General features: G+C 66.0%; 13 protein-coding genes. 6 read left to right on the forward strand and 7 right to left on the reverse strand.

The annotated features are described in order from the left end of the window. Positions 1-49: 49 nt before the first annotated feature. Positions 50-520, forward strand: a complete 471-nt coding sequence (locus AYK61_RS03430) for a DUF4262 domain-containing protein (RefSeq protein ID WP_121869816.1) — start codon at positions 50-52, stop codon at positions 518-520. A gap of 69 nt (positions 521-589) precedes the next feature. On the opposite strand, the gene gndA is transcribed toward AYK61_RS03430, so the two are convergent. The 4 genes from gndA to AYK61_RS03450 all read right to left on the reverse strand — a co-directional run bounded on the left by gndA (position 590) and on the right by AYK61_RS03450 (position 5,607). Further along, on the reverse strand, positions 590-2,041 hold the full coding sequence (gene gndA / locus AYK61_RS03435; RefSeq protein ID WP_121869817.1) for an NADP-dependent phosphogluconate dehydrogenase: 1,452 nt from the start codon (positions 2,039-2,041) through the stop codon (positions 590-592). 158 nt (positions 2,042-2,199) lie between these two features. Next, positions 2,200-3,933 carry a DEAD/DEAH box helicase gene (locus AYK61_RS03440; RefSeq protein ID WP_121869818.1) on the reverse strand — a complete coding sequence of 578 codons (1,734 nt, stop codon included), beginning with the start codon at positions 3,931-3,933 and terminating at the stop codon, positions 2,200-2,202. 277 nt (positions 3,934-4,210) lie between these two features. After that, positions 4,211-5,167 (reverse strand): M56 family metallopeptidase, encoded by a 957-nt coding sequence (locus AYK61_RS03445; RefSeq protein WP_121869819.1) that lies wholly within the window; start codon positions 5,165-5,167, stop codon positions 4,211-4,213. 23 nt (positions 5,168-5,190) lie between these two features. After that, a complete protein-coding gene (locus AYK61_RS03450; protein ID WP_032398122.1) occupies positions 5,191-5,607 on the reverse strand; it encodes a BlaI/MecI/CopY family transcriptional regulator in 417 nt (138 codons plus the stop codon). Positions 5,608-5,807: 200 nt separating this feature from the next. Here AYK61_RS03450 and AYK61_RS03455 point away from each other — a divergent pair, with 200 nt between their 5' ends. Beyond that, a complete protein-coding gene (locus tag AYK61_RS03455) occupies positions 5,808-7,112 on the forward strand; it encodes an esterase family protein (RefSeq protein WP_121872397.1) in 1,305 nt (434 codons plus the stop codon). Positions 7,113-7,204: 92 nt separating this feature from the next. Beyond that, entirely contained in the window at positions 7,205-9,772 is a 2,568-nt protein-coding gene (locus AYK61_RS03460) for a bifunctional lysylphosphatidylglycerol flippase/synthetase MprF (protein WP_397485404.1), read from the forward strand. A gap of 9 nt (positions 9,773-9,781) precedes the next feature. On the opposite strand, the gene AYK61_RS03465 is transcribed toward AYK61_RS03460, so the two are convergent. The 3 genes from AYK61_RS03465 to AYK61_RS03475 all read right to left on the reverse strand — a co-directional run bounded on the left by AYK61_RS03465 (position 9,782) and on the right by AYK61_RS03475 (position 13,220). Further along, positions 9,782-10,651: an ABC transporter ATP-binding protein gene (locus AYK61_RS03465; protein WP_121869820.1), complete on the reverse strand. Its 870-nt coding sequence runs from the start codon at positions 10,649-10,651 to the stop codon at positions 9,782-9,784. Next, complete coding sequence (locus tag AYK61_RS03470; protein WP_259468160.1) at positions 10,648-11,661, reverse strand: iron chelate uptake ABC transporter family permease subunit; 1,014 nt, start codon at positions 11,659-11,661, stop codon at positions 10,648-10,650. The genes AYK61_RS03465 and AYK61_RS03470 overlap by 4 nt, the downstream gene beginning before the upstream one ends. Positions 11,662-11,744: 83 nt before the next feature. Beyond that, the gene (locus tag AYK61_RS03475) at positions 11,745-13,220 is read right to left on the reverse strand and encodes an iron ABC transporter permease (protein WP_121869821.1); all 1,476 of its coding nucleotides are present in this window, start codon (positions 13,218-13,220) and stop codon (positions 11,745-11,747) included. A gap of 181 nt (positions 13,221-13,401) precedes the next feature. Here AYK61_RS03475 and AYK61_RS03480 point away from each other — a divergent pair, with 181 nt between their 5' ends. From AYK61_RS03480 to AYK61_RS03490, 3 genes are all read left to right on the forward strand, one after another. Then, positions 13,402-14,163: a hypothetical protein gene (locus tag AYK61_RS03480; protein WP_121869822.1), complete on the forward strand. Its 762-nt coding sequence runs from the start codon at positions 13,402-13,404 to the stop codon at positions 14,161-14,163. 225 nt (positions 14,164-14,388) lie between these two features. Beyond that, positions 14,389-14,850 (forward strand): PaaI family thioesterase, encoded by a 462-nt coding sequence (locus AYK61_RS03485; RefSeq protein WP_121869823.1) that lies wholly within the window; start codon positions 14,389-14,391, stop codon positions 14,848-14,850. 5 nt (positions 14,851-14,855) lie between these two features. Next, complete coding sequence (locus tag AYK61_RS03490) at positions 14,856-16,115, forward strand: DUF6986 family protein (RefSeq protein WP_121872400.1); 1,260 nt, start codon at positions 14,856-14,858, stop codon at positions 16,113-16,115. The last annotated feature ends 79 nt before the right edge of the window (positions 16,116-16,194 follow it).

Raw genomic sequence — 16,194 nt, forward strand, 5'->3', positions numbered from 1 at the left:
GACACCGTGATCGCCGAGGGGGCGATCGCACGCAGAGTGTGGGGGAGCTATGTGCAAGATGTGTCAGGGCTACAGCGTCGACGAGTACATCGAAGGTGTGAAACGCACCATCGACAGGTGTGGGTGGGCTCTGCAGTACGTCGAATCGGAAGTCGATCCCGACGGTATCCACCCGGCGTTCTGTTACACGGTCGGTCTCACGAATTTCGGCAGCCCGGAGATCGTCACGACGGGGCGCGGGCCGCATGAGTCCTCGCGAATTCTCAATTCGCTCGGCGCCTCGGTAGTCTCGGGAATGCTGGAGCTCGAATCCGGAATTGGGTGCACTGCAGCAGGATTCGAGCTGTTCACCATCGACGTACCGGACTGTGCCGAAATTCTCTACACAGCGTCCGACGTCTACGGCCGAGGGCGCTTCAGTGCCGTGCAGGCGGTGTGGAAGGACCTGGACGGTGCTCTGCCGTGGGAGGGCATCCCGTCGACGGTGGTCCAACCGGTCCTCGGGCCGGTACCCGTCTGACCGGGTTCCCCGGTGCTGTACCGGTGGCGCTGCGTGGTGAACGCAGCGCCACCGGCGGACGGTCGTCGGTCAGGCTTCGATCTCGGAACGATCGCCGCTCCACAGAGTGTGGAACTTTCCTTCCGAGTCGGTTCGCTCGTAGGTGTGCGCCCCGAAGAAGTCTCGCTGTCCCTGGGTCAGAGCGGCCGGTAGACGCTCTGCCCGCAACGCGTCGTAGTAGGAGAGCGAGGACGCGAACGCGGGGACCGGAATGCCCAACGAGGCCGCGGTGATGACGACCCGACGCCAGCTGTCGATGGCGTTCTCGATGGCGTCACGGAAGTACGGGGCCAGGATCAAGCTCGGCAGTTCGGCGTTGTCGTCGTACGCGTCCTTGATGCGATCGAGGAACCGAGCTCGAATGATGCAGCCACCGCGCCAGATCGTGGCGAGGTCACCGGGATGCAGATTCCAGTCGTATTCGGCACTGCCCGCGGCGATCTGGTCGAAGCCCTGTGCGTAGGCGACGATCTTCGACGCGTACAGAGCCCGACTGATGTCGTGCGTGAACTGCTCCGCATCGGTCGGCTTGTCGGCGAGAGTTCCCGAGGCGAGCCCGACGGCTGCCTTGCGCTGAGCGCGTGACCCCGACAGCGCCCGAGCGAACACCGCCTCGGCGATACCGGTGACGGGAACGCCGAGGTCCAGGGCCGCCTTGACGGTCCAACGACCGGTGCCCTTCTGCTCCGCAGCGTCGACGATCACGTCGACGAGAGGCTGACCGGTCTTGGCGTCGACCTGGCGGAGAACCTCGGCGGTGATCTCGACGAGGTAGCTCTCCAGATCACCGTTGTTCCACTCGGTGAACACGTCCGCTACCTGAGCCGGCGTGTAACCGAGGGCGTCGCGGAACAGGTTGTACGCCTCGCCGATGAGCTGCATATCGGCGTATTCGATGCCGTTGTGGACCATCTTGACGAAGTGTCCGGAGCCGTCGGGTCCGATGTGGGTGCAGCACGGCGTGCCGTCGACCTGCGCTGCGATGGATTCCAGCAGCGGTCCGAGGGCCTTGTAGGACTCGGCCGGACCACCCGGCATGATCGACGGTCCGTTGAGAGCGCCTTCCTCGCCGCCGGAGATACCGGCACCGACGAAGAGCAGTCCGCGCTCCTTCATGGCCGCCTCGCGACGGATCGTGTCGGTGTAGAGGGCGTTACCACCGTCGATGATGATGTCGCCCTCCTCCATCGCGCCTGCAAGCTCCTCGATCACCGCGTCGGTGGGGTCGCCTGCCTTGACCATGATGAGCACTCGGCGCGGCTTCGCGAGAGCGGCGACGAACTCCTCGATGGTTTCGGTGCGAACGAAGTTGCCCTCGGTGCCGTGCTCGGCGATCAGGGCATCGGTCTTGGCGGCACTGCGGTTGTGCAATGCGACGGTGTGGCCGTGATGGGCGAAGTTGCGGGCGATGTTGGAGCCCATGACGGCGAGTCCGGTGACTCCGATCTGAGCCAGTTCTGTCGGTTCTGCTGCTGAGGTCATACCGACAGCTTTCCCTGCCGAGAGATTTCGCGCGAGCCAACCCCCCGGCCGGTGTCGAACCCGACCACCGGCAACGACAACGGGTGCCGCATTCGCGAAGAATGCGGCACCCGTTTGTGCAGTTCCGGTCGGATCACGACCTCACGGTGACGAAGCGATCAGTGGCTGCGAGCCGGACCGTCGAAACCGTCGTACGAACGGCGTTCCGTGCGGCTGCGGAAGCCTCCCGAGCGGTGCTCGTCCTGGCGGGGGCCGGACGCGGGACGACGGTTGTCGGAGCCACGGTTGTCGGAGCCGCGACCTTCGTAGCCACGACCCTCGGAGCCGCGGTACGAGCTCGAGTCGGAGCGACGCGGGCGGTCACCCTGGTAGCCCTCGCTGCGCGGGTTGGAGCCCTGGTATCCGCCGCCGCTGCGGGGATTGGAACCCTGGTAGCCGGTGCGGGGACGATCTCCCTGGTAGCCCTCGCTGCTGCGCGGGTTGGAGCCCTGGTATCCGCCGCCGCTGCGGGGGTTCGAGCCCTGGTACCCGCCAGTGCTGCGCGGGTTGGAGCCCTGGTATCCGCCGCCGCTGCGCGGGTTCGATCCTTGGTAGCCGGGACGGCTGTTCCGATCGCGGGGAGTGGACTCGGCGCGCAGGGGCTCACCGGTCGGCTTCTTCGCTCCGGTGATGCTGTTCAGCTCGGCCGAACCGGGCGAGACGTTGACGGCGGTCGCCTTGACGCCGGCCATGCCGGTCAGACGCAGAACCTGACGACGCTGGTTGGGGAGCACGATCGCGACGACGGTGCCCTTCTCTCCGGCGCGTGCCGTGCGTCCTGCGCGGTGCAGGTAGTCCTTGTGGTCTGCGGGCGGGTCGACGTGGACGACCAGGTCGATACCGTCGACGTGGATTCCGCGAGCGGCAACGTCGGTGGCGACGAGGACGGGGGTGCGGCCGTTCTTGAAGCGCTCGAGAACGCGGGTGCGCTGATTCTGAGCCTTGCCACCGTGCAGTGATTCCGCGGCGATTCCGAGCGCACGCAGGCGATCGGTGATTCCGTCGCAGCCCAGCTTGGTACGCGCGAACATGATGGTGCGGCCGCCTTCGCGGGCGCCGATCTCGGAGAGAACAAGATCCTTCTGACCCCGGTCGACCATGAGGACGTAGTGATCCATGGTCCGGACGCTGGCTTTGCCGTCCTGGGTGGAGTGCTCGACGTGATCAGGCAGGAACTGGCGTACCAGCGACTGAACCTCACGGTCCAGGGTGGCCGAGAACAGCATGCGCTGTCCGTCGGCCGGTGTGTCGGCAAGGACGGCACGTACCTCGGGCAGGAAGCCCATGTCGGCCATCTGATCGGCCTCGTCGAGGGCGGTGATCTCGATGGAGTCCAGGATGCAGGTGCCCTGGCGGAGGTGATCGGCGAGGCGGCCCGGGGTGGCGACGAGGACGTCGACTCCGCGTCGGAGCTGCTCGACCTGCTTGTTGAACGGGGTGCCGCCGACGGCCGGCATGACTCGCAGGCCCTGCGCGTTGGCGTAGGGAGCGAGGGATTCGACAACCTGGAACGCGAGCTCGCGGGTGGGGACCAACACGAGCGAACGCGGGCGCTTGGCCGCCGGGCGGTCGGTGTGCAGCGACAGGCGCTGCAGGATCGGCAGGCCGAAGGCAAGGGTCTTGCCCGAGCCGGTCTGCGCACGACCGAGGACATTCTTACCGGCGATCGCGTCGGGAAGTGCCTTCTCCTGGATAGGGGAGGGCACGGTGATCGAGTTGCGCGCCAATGCGGCGACGACTGCCTCGGGCAGTCCGAGATCGGCGAAGGTGAAGGCCGGTGCCGCTACGGGCGTCGGTACTGCCGTGGTGTCGGAAGTGGTGGATACGGGTGTGTTGGAAACAGCGTGGGTCACGCAGTAAAGCCTCTCCGGATTACGGGCACGCCAATAAGCCCGAAGCTGAGAGCACCCGAAGAACCGGGAAACACGAAAAACAGCCAGAACACATTGATACGAGCCAGGGCACTGTCACCTGGCCATCAGAATGCAGATGAGAACTGCATAAAGTGGGGCTGTTTGTGCCATTTCGATTGCTAGGTCGCGATGGCGACCGGTCTCTACTGTACGGGACGTACCGCGAATTGTTCGACTCGAGTCGATGTGACCTGTGCGACCCCGATCGCGGGCGGACTCACCCGAAGAGCTTGCTCAGTTCCTCCAGCCACGGCATAGCGACGTAGATCGTCGGAAGAACGAGGATCACCACGGCCGCCGCGTAGGCAGCCGCGGCGATGCGCACATCACTGCCCGGGCCGCTCAAGCGCTGAACACGGATGAGGGTGTGCGGCCCGCCGGCTGCCATCGCACCACGCGGTGCGGTGGATCCGGCACAGGTCACCAGTGCCCTGGCCAACGGAGTGGGTCCGGTGACCTTGACCGCCGAGTCGTCTGCGAGCAGCTCCACCAGTAGCTGCACGCTGCCGAGTGCCGACTTGCTGCGGACGATCCGGGGGAACGCTTCGTTGACGGCGGTGAATGCTTCGAGGACCAGGTCGTGGCGGGCGCGCAGGTGTGACCGCTCGTGACTGAGGATGGCAGTGACTTCCGCCTCGGAAAGATTGGCCAATGTTCCCCGGCTGAGAACTACCCGCTGACGCAGACCGGGTAGGCAGTACGCGATCGGCTCGGCCGCGTCGAGCACGCGGATGTCTGCATCGCGCAGACCACGGAAAGGGTTCTCGCCCAAGTCACTTCGATCCAGCAGGTCGACGAGCACGCGATGCCTGGAACGTCGACGACGGGTTCTGACCGCTACCTGAACGATGGAGAACATGAGCTTGGCACCGATACCCAGAGTGATGGCGAGGACGACGACGTAGAGGATCCACAGGGGCAGGCCGAGCGCGTCGATCTCGTCGGTCGGTGCAGTCGTAGGACGACCGTCAGGACCGGGGACCAGTAGCAGTCCGCCGATCGCGAGGCCGGAGCTGAAAGCCGAGAGCACAGCAGCGAGGGCAATTGCTTGCCACAGCACCAGAGCCGCGCGGGGTGACCGGTACGGCCAACTCGCGCGAGCGAGCACCGCCGGAACCGGCCCAGCCAGGATCAGCGCGAGTACTGCGAATACCAGCGCAGTCGTCGAGTTCATGTCCTCACTTACTGCCGCGAGCGTCAGTCCGTCGGACGGCCATCTCCAGCCGAAGGGGACTTCGATGTCGATTGTGCCACTTCCAACGCGGCGAGCGCCTCACGGAGGGCGGCGGCCTCGTCGGCCCCGACCTGACCGACGAAGTGCACCAGTGCCGCTGCACGTCCACCTGACGCCGGTGCCTGCGACAGCGCGTCGACCATGAGGCTGGCGACCAGTTCGTCGCGGCCGTGCAACGGTGCGTAGCGGTGCGCTCTGTCGTCGCGTTGCTGCACGACCAACTTCTTCTTCGCCAGCCTCTGCAGCACCGTCATCACTGTCGTGTATGCGAGTTCGCGATGCGTCGCAAGTGCCTCGTGGACCTGTCGAACGGTCTGGGGATCCGACGACTCCCACAGATGGTCCATCACTGCGCGCTCTAGTTCACCAAGACCAGCCATTCGTCCGAGTCTACGGCTAGTCCGACGCGGATGCGTACTACTGGTGGTAGTAACGACCGGTCAGGTGGTGTGGGATCGGTCATAGACCTGCTCGTCACGAATCGGCGGGTCTCGACCGCAGGAATCCCGTGGAGAATATTCTGTGCTGTGATCGTGCCGCCCTCGGCCCGACTTTGCCAGAAGTGAGCGGAGACGAAAGCGTGGAGTGGTTCGATTCCCTGTCGTTGATCGACGGCCCGGTACCGGTGATCGTGTCCGTTCTCGGTGCCCTCGGTGGTCTGTGGCTGCTCTTATCGCCGCGATCGCGGCGATACGCCACGCGGGCGTTGCCGATCGCCGCGACGGCAGCGATCGTCGTCACGGCGATCGGCTACGTGGTGGTCGAGAAGGTGTGGCGACCGTTCCCGGACCCGATAGAGACCGCGATCTACGTGTGGATCGGAGTCGGCTTCGCTGCGCTGTTCGCGGTGATTCCCAGGTCGGTGGCCGCCCGGGGGGTGCTGGGCACCGTGGCGTCCGTGCTGGCGATGGTGTTCGTGGTTGCGGCGTCGGCCCTGCACGTCAACCTCGAGTTCGACGCCTATCCCACCGTGGGCAACGCTCTCGGGGCCGAGTCCGCGGCGCGCATTCAGTTCTCGGATGTGCCCGCTCCGGTGGAGCAGACCGTCACCGGCACGCCGCTGGACTCGATCTGGACCGCGCCCGCCGACCTGGGCGCCGCCGGGAGAATCACCTCCGCCTCCATTCCGGCCACCGCGTCGAACTTCTCCGCCCGAGATGCGGAGATCTACCTGCCGCCCGCCTACTTCGCCGATCCTCGTCCGCTCCTTCCGGTTCTCGTACTGCTCGCCGGTCAGCCGGGAGCACCCGAGGACTGGCTCAACGGCGGAAAGCTCGCCGAGACCATGGACAACTTCGCTCGCGATCATGCAGGTCTCGCGCCGGTCGTCGTCGTCGCGGACGGAACCGGGTCGTCGATGGCGAATCCGCTCTGTGTCGACTCGCCGCTGGGCAACGTGGACACGTATCTCTCCCGCGACGTTCCCGACTGGATCGACAGCGCGCTGCAGGTGGACCCGAATCGCGCGCATTGGGCGATCGGTGGACTGTCCTACGGCGGTACGTGCTCGATTCAGATGGCGACCAATCATCCCGATGTCTATCCCACGTTTCTCGACCTCTCCGGCCAGCGCGAGCCGACTCTCGGCGATCGAGACCGAACGGTGCAACAGGCCTTCGGAGGAAACTCTGCGGCGTTCACCGCCATCAACCCGCTCGACCTGCTGAAATCACGTCAGTACCCCGACTCGGCCGGTATTTTCGTCGTGGGGTCGGACGACAACGACTACAAGCCGGGCCAACAGGAGATGTACGACGCGGCGAAGGCCGCCGGAATGGACGTGCAGTACGTGGAGGTACCGGGCGGACACAGCTTCGCGGTGTGGTCGGAAGGCCTCCGACGTGAGCTCCCATGGTTGGCAACGAGGACAGGGTTGATTTCGTGAACGTGACCGATCCGGAACGACCGTCCGCGGCGAACGCCGAAGCACCGACCTCGGCGGTGGGAGAAGCGCACGATCCCGCCGAACCGTCGTGGATGTCCAAGCGCACCGAGTCACTGAGGTCGGGTGCGTCTGCGGTGATGCGCCAGCTTCGGCGGTTGTGGGCGCTCATCGTGTTCGGTGCCGTGGGAGCGCCGGTCAGTTTCACCCTGCTCGCCGTCGTCTGGGTGATGGGCATCGTCGCCGCTGTCGTGGACAACCGGGGCGAGATGGACAAGTACTTCGCCGTGGGCATCATGCCGTTCGAGCACTGGCATCTATGGACCCCGCTCACCTCGGGACTGGCAGCGCCCAATATCGCGGGATGCGTGGTGGCCACGGTCGGGGTGCTGCTCGCCGCCGCACCGATCGAACGCCGTATCGGATCCCGTCGCTTCGCCGTCGCGGCGTTCGTGACGCAGGTGGCCGGTTCGCTGTTCGGCCTCGGCCTCGCGGTCCTGGCCAAGACCTTCGACGCGGACTGGGGATTCCGGCTGCACGTCGGAACCGCTGTGGGCCCGACGACCTGGATCTTCGGCGTGGTGCTGGTCGCGACGTCGCGGATGGATACGTTGTGGCGCAGGCGTATCCGTGTGGGCGTGCTGGCCCTGCTGGTGACGTTGGCACTGTTCGGTGGGCACCTGCAGGACGTCGTTCGGCTCGCTGCGGCGGTGATCGGCCTGATCGCGGGCCCGTGGATCGTCGGCCGATCGGCACGTGGACCTCGATTGGCGGGTACCCAGCGCGAAGGCCGGGTGTTGGTCGCGCTGATCGTCGCCGCGAGCGCCCTGGGTCCGGTGCTGGCGGCACTGAGCCCCAACGCTGTCGGGCCGTTCGCGGTACTTCGTGACGTGGTGCGGGGGGTTCCGTACACGGCGGCCGAGGTGCGCGAAATCTGCGCCGACGCGACCACCGACCCGGTCGAGTGTCGGCGTGGTCTGCTCGATCTCAGACTCGGGGGAGTCGGCCCGACCATCCTGAGCATCATGCCGTCGCTGTTCCTGCTGGTGGTCAGTGACGGCCTGCGTCGAGGCAGGCGTTTCGCATGGGCGATGGCGGTGGTCTCGCAGGGCATTCTGCTCGCATTGTCGGTGGCCAACTTCGCCATCCGGTTCCTCGAGTCCGGTGACGACCAGTCCCTGTTCTACGGATTGGAATCGCCGACGGCGTACCGCACTGCGGTGCCGTTCCTGCTGCCACTGATCGTGTTGCTGGTCCTGATCGTCACCCGCAAGTTCTTCGACGTGTCGGCACCGTCGGGTACCTATCGTCGATGGGCGGCCTCGGTGGTCGGGGTGGGGGTGGGACTCGCCCTCATCTACTCGATCGGCGGGTATCTGGCCCGAGACGGCTTCGCCGATTCGCCGTCCTTCGGCGGCTTGCTGGCGGACTTCCCGCAACGATTGATTCCCCCGGTCTACCTGCAGTGGCTCGAGCCCGCACTGCTCCCGCAGAGCACACCGACCACCCTGCTCTTCGAGTGGACCGGCGTGGTGTTCTGGGTGGTGGTCTGTGTGCTCGCCGCGAGTACCTTCCTCACCCCGGTGTACGGCACCGAGACCGACGCCACCGAACGGGCCCGCGGATTGCTCATGTCGAGCAGCGGGTCCGCTCTGTCGTGGATGACGACCTGGCGCGGCAACAAGTACTGGTTCGGTGCCGACGGCCGCAGCTATGTCGCCTACCGGGTCATCGCCGGCGTGGCACTGACCACCGGGGATCCCGTCGGTCCGCGGGAGTCCTTGCGGGACAACGTCGTCGAATTCGCCGAGTTCGCGTCCGAGAACGGATGGATCCCGTGCTTCTACTCCGTCACGCCCGACGTCCGCCGCATCACCGACTCCCTCGGCTGGGGAGGAATCCAGGTCGGTGAGGAAACGGTTCTCGACCTCGACGGAATTGCATTCACCGGCAAGCGATTCCAGGACGTACGGACTGCTTTGAACAGAGCGAAGAAGGCCGGCGTCGTCGCCGAGTGGATTCGCTTTCCTTCGGCCCCGCTGGCGATCACGGACCAGATCACTGCGATCTCGGAGGAATGGGTCGCGGACAAGGGCATGCCCGAGATGGGCTTCACTCTCGGCGGTCTCGAGGAGGTCGACGACGAGAACGTACGGTGCCTGATCGCCGTCGACGAGCACCGGACCGTGCACGGTGTGACCTCGTGGATGCCGGTGTACGAGGACGGCGTCATCGTCGGATGGACACTCGACTTCATGAGACGCAGATCCGAGGGCTTCCGGCCCACGATGGAATTCCTCATCGCATCGGCCGCTCTGCTGCTCGAACAGGAGGGGGCTCGATTCCTCAGTCTCTCCGGCGCACCCCTGGCCAAGGTCGACGAGAAGCAACCCGAACACGTCTCCAGTGCCGAGCAGTCGACGCTGTCGGGACTGCTCGAGCGGTTGCTCGACGTCCTCGGACGCACCCTCGAACCCGTCTACGGATTCCGTTCGTTGTTGGCGTTCAAGTCGAAGTTCCAGCCCCGCTACGAACCGATGCACATGACGTTCGCGGATCCGGCCGCTCTGCCCAGTATCGGTAATGCGATCGGCCGGGCATATCTGCCGGACGTGTCGATCGGTCAGGGTGTGAAGCTGGTACGCACGATGATCGAGCGGTGAGGCTCCGCCCTACCCCTCGGTGGATGCAACTGCGGCGGAACGACTTTCGGACCGGACCGGTCCACCGACCGACCCATAGACGTGTCGGGTCCCGATCGGAACGATGAGAGGACGATCGGACATCGGATCGTCGATCACGGTGGCCTCGAGGCCGAACACGTCGAGCAGAAGCTGCTCGGAAATGACGTCCTGCGGCCGACCGGAGGCGACGATCTCTCCCTGTTTCATCACGATCAACCGGTCGCTGTAGCGAATCGCCAAGTTCAGATCGTGCAGGACCATGACGATGGTGCGACCGAGTTCGTCGTGCAGGCGGTCGACCAGATCCAGTACCTCGATGGAGTGCGCCAGATCGAGGTACGTGGTCGGTTCGTCGAGCAGAAGGATATCGGTGCCCTGGGCCAGTGCCATCGAGATCCAGGCGCGTTGCCGCTGGCCACCGGACAGCTCGTCGACGGGTCGGTCGGCGAGGTCGCCGACACCGGTCAATTCGAGTGCGTTCGCCACCTCGGCCTCGTCGTCCGAGCTCCACTGCCGGATCCACGACTGGTGCGGGTGACGACCGCGTGAGACGAGATCTGCGACGGTCAGTCCTTCGGGGGCGGTCGGTGCCTGCGGCAGCATGCCGAGGGTGCGAGCCACCTCTTTCGTCTTCATCGAGGAGATCGCTCGACCGTCGAGCATCACGCTGCCTGCCTTGGGCTTGAGCAGACGGCCGAGCGAACGCAGCAGCGTCGACTTTCCGCAGCCGTTGGGCCCGATGACCGTGGTGATGACTCCGGTGTGAATCTCGAGATCGAGGTGCTCGACGATGGTGCGGTCGCCGTAACCGAGGCTCAGATCGTTCGCGATCAGACGCGAGGTGTGGCTGGTCGTCATACGGAGGCCTTTCGATTACTGCGAACGAGTAGGTAGAGCAGGAACGGTCCGCCGAGGGCCGAGGTGACGATGCCGACCGGGAGCTCCACCGGCAGAATGGTGCGAGCGATCAGATCGCTTGCCACGACGAGCAATCCACCGAGAAGTGCCGACGCGATGATCGGCGGGCCTGGCGTTCGCAGCACCCTCAGCGCGATCTGGGGAGCGGCGAGCGCAACGAATCCGATGGGTCCCGCGGCGGCGGTGGCGATCGCGGCGAGTGCGACGGCAGCGAGCAACATCATGGCCTGACTGTGTTGCAGACGAACACCGAGCGACCTCGCGTTGTCGTCGCCGAGTCGCAGGGCACCAAGCGTGAACGTCGCAACGACGGTGCCGCCGCCGACCAGGACGACCGCTGCGGCAACCGGCCAGACCGCTGCCCAGTCCGCTCCGTTGAGCGAACCGTTGAGCCAGACCTGAGCGCGGGACACGTCGTTGATGTCGGCGCTGATCAGCAGCCAGCCGATCACCGCGGTGAGCATCGCGTTGACGGCGATGCCGACCAGAATGAGGCGGAACCCGTCGACGCCCTTGCGCCAGGCGAGGGCATAGATCGCGATCGCAGTGAGCAGCCCGCCGATCAGTGCTGCGAGAGGAAGGCCGAGGGTGGCGAGCAGCCCGCTGAAGCTGCTGCCACCGCCGAGCACGATCAGAGCGACGGCTGCGGCACTGGAACCGGCGGTGATGCCCAGGATGTCGGGGCTGGCCAGGGCGTTGCGAGAGATCGACTGAGTGATCGCGCCGGAGATGCCGAGGGCAGCACCGACCAGGAGGCCGGTCAGTGATCGGGGCAGTCGCAGGTCCATCACGATGAACCGTTCGATCCTCGAACCGCCGCCGAGCAGCACGTCGAGGACCGCCGTGATCGACAGCGGGAAATCGCCTCGTCCGATATTCACGCACATGACCAGCACCAGCGCCACAGCCAGTAGGACGGTCGTCAACACCATCAGCGGCCGCCGAACCATCGAGATCGGACCGAGGCGGAACGCAGGCCGGGTGCGAACGACAGCAGGGCCGGGCGTCGGTGTGGGGGACTGCAGGTCGGCGGTCACAGGCCGACCAACTTCCGGCGTCGAACGAGAGCGATGAAGAACGGCGCCCCGATCAGTGCCAGAACGATGCCCACCTGGAGTTCGCCCGGGCGCACCACGACCCGGCCGATGACATCGGCGATCATGAGCATGACTCCGCCCATGAGGCCGGCATAGGGCACGAGCCAGCGGTAGTCGGGTCCGGTCACCGCGCGGGCGATGTGCGGAACGACGAGGCCGACGAACGCGATGGGCCCGCACGCTGCGGTCGCGGCACCGGTGAGCAGCGTGATGGCGAGGATGCCGACGGTTCGGGTGATCGCGATGTTGGTTCCGAGCGATCGTGCGACGTCCTCGCCGAGGCTCATGACATTGAGGCCGGGCGTGCTCGCCAGTGCGATGAGGACGCCGATCACCAGGAACGGCAAGACCTGCCACAGTACGTCCAGGCCGCGTCCGGCAACGGATCCGACCACCCAGAAGCGGTAGCCGTCCAAGCTGGTCTGATCGAGCAGTACGACGGCATTCGTCATCGCCATCAGGAAGAACGCGACGCCCGCACCGGCGAGGGCCAGATTGATCGGACTGGATCTGCCCGACCCTATCGACGAGAGTCCGAATACGACGATGCTCGCCACCGCCGAACCGGCGAAGGCGAACCACAGGTATTGACTGGGCGAGGTGAACCGGAACAGGTAGATGGCCATCACGACGAAGAACGCCGCTCCGGCGTTGAGACCGAGCAGGCTGGCGTCGGCCAACGGATTGCGGGTGTGCCCCTGGATGAGAGCGCCTGCGATACCGAGCGCGATACCGACGACCAGCGCGAGCACGGTGCGGGGAATGCGCAGCGTGCGCACGATGATGTCGGTGTCGGTGCCCGTCGAATTCAGCAGTGCATGGGCGATTTCGGCGAAGGTCAGTGGCCGCGCGCCGATGGCGATGCTGGCGAGTATGCCGGCGACGAGTGCGGCGACCAGGACGGCCAAACCGAGCAACCTCCGCCGCCGAATGGCCGCGACCGAACCGTCTTTGGGGATGGGCTCGAATCCTTCTGCCGCAGCAGCCTTTTCATGCACCACCTCGGACGATGCAGCGCCGATCCGGAATTGCCGGCGAAGGGCACGACGAGCACCGATCGGACCGTGCGTGGCGGTGTCGCGCAGTGTCAGTCCCATCCAGCGTCGACCGGTGCTCTGGCCTTCGTTGCCGTCGCGGTAGCCGCGATTCCAGACGAACAGAGCCAGCGCGACGCACACCGCGATGGTGCCGAACACGAATCGGTCCGCCTGGCCGCCACCGTTGTCGTCACGAAGCGCGTCGACGATCGACCAGCCGACGAACAAGGGGACCAGCACGATCAGTGCGTCGATCGCGGCCGCAGCGATGCGAGAGCCACGCGGCGGCGGCCCGGTCGGCACGTCCTCGGTCCCGTAGGACTCGTCGGACGACCGGCGTGCGCCGTGCGGGCCGAGTAGCGGAGCTGTGGTCACAGTGCTCGTGACTCCTCGCTGTTTCGAAGGGACTCGGTTTAGGTTACGGAACCCTTGCTCGACACGTGAGGCGAGGTAAGGGTAGCGGTGCCTGACCCGCTTTACGATCTGGTTAGGCTAACCTACATTCAAGGGTAGGGGTGCGACGCGTGCACCCGCCGAGAACGTAAGGAGCGATCAGGTGTCAGTTGCAACAGCGTCGTACACGGGCTGGGCCGATGTTCATCGATTCTCGAATCGATCCGGCGGGGCGGCGCTGTTGGCCGACTCGTGCGCGACCCTGCGTGCACTCAATCCCGACTACCCGCGGATGTACGCGGTGGCCGCCATGGCGAACGAGGGCAAACGCCGTTGGTGGCAGCTGGCGGTAGGTCTCGAGGACGGTCGCGTCGAGCAGATGTACCGACGATCGCTCGAGGATCTCGATGTTCCCGAGGCTGCGGCAGTGCAGGTAGCGACGGCCCTGATTCACGCCGTCGTCGGACGCGTGTCCGCGCTGCTGGTCCTGGAGGCACGCGCATGGGATCCGGGCATCGACAATCTGTGGATCCACATGGACAGCGACGGCGGGATCGATTGGGCGGGAGTGGCATCGCCGATCCTGCGAGTGCTACCCGAGGATTCCGCCGCGGGTGAGCCCGGCACGGTCACGCTTCCGTGTGAACAGGCCCTGTTGGTCTGGACTGCACATCGCTGCACGACGTCGCTCGGCGCGGTGTTCCGCGCGATCGCCGATCGTGCTCCGTTGGACGCGCGTGTCTTCTGGGCCCTGGTCGGTGACGCCATCCTCGGGGCCTCGACGTATGTGCCGATTCTGGCGGGGGCGAGTGCATCGGCAGGTGCCCGCCGAGGTCAGCTGCTCCTCGACGCCATGGTCGCCGCTGGGGCTCCCGTCCGTTCACGCGTCGGGGTTCCGGGGCGCGCGAGACTCCGGGCATCGTGAAGGTCTTGCGCTGGAACTAAGGTTTGCCTATGCTGACTTCGTACCAACGGATCGCGCCGGAGTCCTGAGGGCTGCAGTGACTCCCGGTCCTTGCCACGGTGGGCCTCTCGTTCTTCGACGAACGAGAGGCCCACCGATTTTTGTGGGTCGAGCGTCGTGTATCTCTGAACGAGAGTCGACAGCCGAGTCGGCCGGACCATCTCGACGCAACCGGAAGGCACAGCTATGACGGACTCGAGCGGCACCACGGGGGAGACCACCTTCGACACCATGACGCCGGAACAGCTCACCGAATTGTGTGCACGAGGGTTCGACGGGGTCGTCGGCCTGCGATACCTCGAGGTCTCCGGCGACGAGGTGCGCGCGGAATGGACCGTCACCCCGCAGCTCCATCAACCGGCCGGAATCATGCACGGGGGCGTGCTGTGCTCGGTGGTCGAGTCGGTGGCCAGTATCGGTGGATCGGCCTGGTTCGGCGCGCGCGGCCACGTCGTCGGAACCAACAACAACACCGACTTCCTACGCGCGACTCGGTCGGGAACCCTGACCGCGCACGGACATCCGATTCATCGGGGACGTACGCAGCAGCTCTGGCAGGTCGACATGACGGACGAGAGTGGACGCCTGGTTGCTCAGGGCAAGGTCCGGCTGGCGAATATCGAAAACACCGCACATCTGGGACAGTGATGCCCATGACGGGCCACAACGACCATGCTGCTTCCTCGCTGACTTCCGACGCGTTCGATCGCCTCGAATCACTGTTCGGTCCCATCGACGACGAACTCGCGCAGCACTATCCGGGTGACCGAGTCGGTGGCCAGCCCTCTCACACCGTCTATGTGTCGGCCGCGGATGCCTCGGCAGCTGTGCCCGCCGAATGGGGTGCCGCCGCCCTGGCAATCCTGGACGCCCACCCCGAGGCGTTCGCCGGACTCGACACCGAGAACGCACTACCCCTCGTGCGCGACCGACTCGGCAGTGCGCCCATCCAGGACCTCCGATTCGACTTCGAGGACGGCTACGGGTGGCGATCCGATGCCGTCGAGGACACCCATGCGAGGGCGGTCGGGGCAGCGCTGTCCGCCCTGGCCGAAGATTCGGCAGGTCCGACGTGGCTGGGAATTCGCGCCAAAGGGCTTGCCGCACATGAGCGTCGGCGCGGAATCCGCACCCTGGAGCTGGTCCTGGACGGAGCCGGGGGAGTGCCCGACGGCTTCGTGTTCACCGTCCCCAAGCTCCGTGCCGCCGCGCAGGTAGCCGCTGTGGTCGCGCTGTGTGAGGAGCTCGAGCGTGCGCACGGCCTGCCCGATCGAGCCCTTCGATTCGAGCTGCAGATCGAGAGCCCGCAGGCGGTGATCGGGGCGGACGGTACGGCGACGCTCGCGCGGGCGATCACCAGGGCGGACGGCCGCTGCACCTCCCTTCACTACGGAACCTACGACTACAGCGCCGCCTGCGGAATCACCTCTGCGCAGCAATCATTGGCCCATCCGGTGGCGGACCATGCGAAGAACGTCATGTTGGTGGCAGCGGCACAGACCGGGGTGTGGGTGTGCGACGGTTCGACCCAGGTGGTGCCGACGGGCGACCCAACACAGGTGGCGGCGTCCGCGCGTCGACACTTCGAGCTGGTGACCAGATCCCTCGAACGCGGCTTCTATCAGGGCTGGGACATGCATCCCGGGCATCTGGTGACGCGATGGTTGGCGACCTTCGGCTTCTTCCGTCAGGCCATGCCGGTAGCTGCTGCTCGGCTGGGCAGCTACCTCGATCGCCAGGGTGGTGAGGTGATGGACGAGCCGGCGACGGCGCAGGCGTTGGCAGGCGTTCTGGTGCGGGGGTTGGATTCGGGCGCGTTCGGCATCGCCGAACTGCAGAACGTGGCTGCCGGTATCGACCGAGACGTGCTGCGGGGACTGCTCGATCGATCGGTGACCGTGCCGCTCGGATGAGGTGCGTCGGCGCGCTCCGCTGCCGACGGGTCGCAAGCGTGTCAGAATTGCCGGGCACCATCACCGATCGGGACGGAGA

The sequence above is a fragment of the Rhodococcus sp. SBT000017 genome, from assembly GCF_003688915.1.
Taxonomy (GTDB): domain Bacteria; phylum Actinomycetota; class Actinomycetes; order Mycobacteriales; family Mycobacteriaceae; genus Rhodococcoides.

Coding starts and splice junctions, on each gene's coding strand:
- AYK61_RS03430 (WP_121869816.1), top strand. CDS start 50: ATGTGCAAGATGTGTCAGGGCTACAGCGTCGACGAGTACATCGAAGGT.
- gndA (WP_121869817.1), bottom strand. CDS start 2,041: ATGACCTCAGCAGCAGAACCGACAGAACTGGCTCAGATCGGAGTCACC.
- AYK61_RS03445 (WP_121869819.1), bottom strand. CDS start 5,167: ATGAACTCGACGACTGCGCTGGTATTCGCAGTACTCGCGCTGATCCTG.
- AYK61_RS03450 (WP_032398122.1), bottom strand. CDS start 5,607: ATGGCTGGTCTTGGTGAACTAGAGCGCGCAGTGATGGACCATCTGTGG.
- AYK61_RS03460 (WP_397485404.1), top strand. CDS start 7,205: ATGTCCAAGCGCACCGAGTCACTGAGGTCGGGTGCGTCTGCGGTGATG.
- AYK61_RS03465 (WP_121869820.1), bottom strand. CDS start 10,651: ATGACGACCAGCCACACCTCGCGTCTGATCGCGAACGATCTGAGCCTC.
- AYK61_RS03470 (WP_259468160.1), bottom strand. CDS start 11,661: ATGGTTCGGCGGCCGCTGATGGTGTTGACGACCGTCCTACTGGCTGTG.
- AYK61_RS03485 (WP_121869823.1), top strand. CDS start 14,389: ATGACGGACTCGAGCGGCACCACGGGGGAGACCACCTTCGACACCATG.
- AYK61_RS03490 (WP_121872400.1), top strand. CDS start 14,856: ATGACGGGCCACAACGACCATGCTGCTTCCTCGCTGACTTCCGACGCG.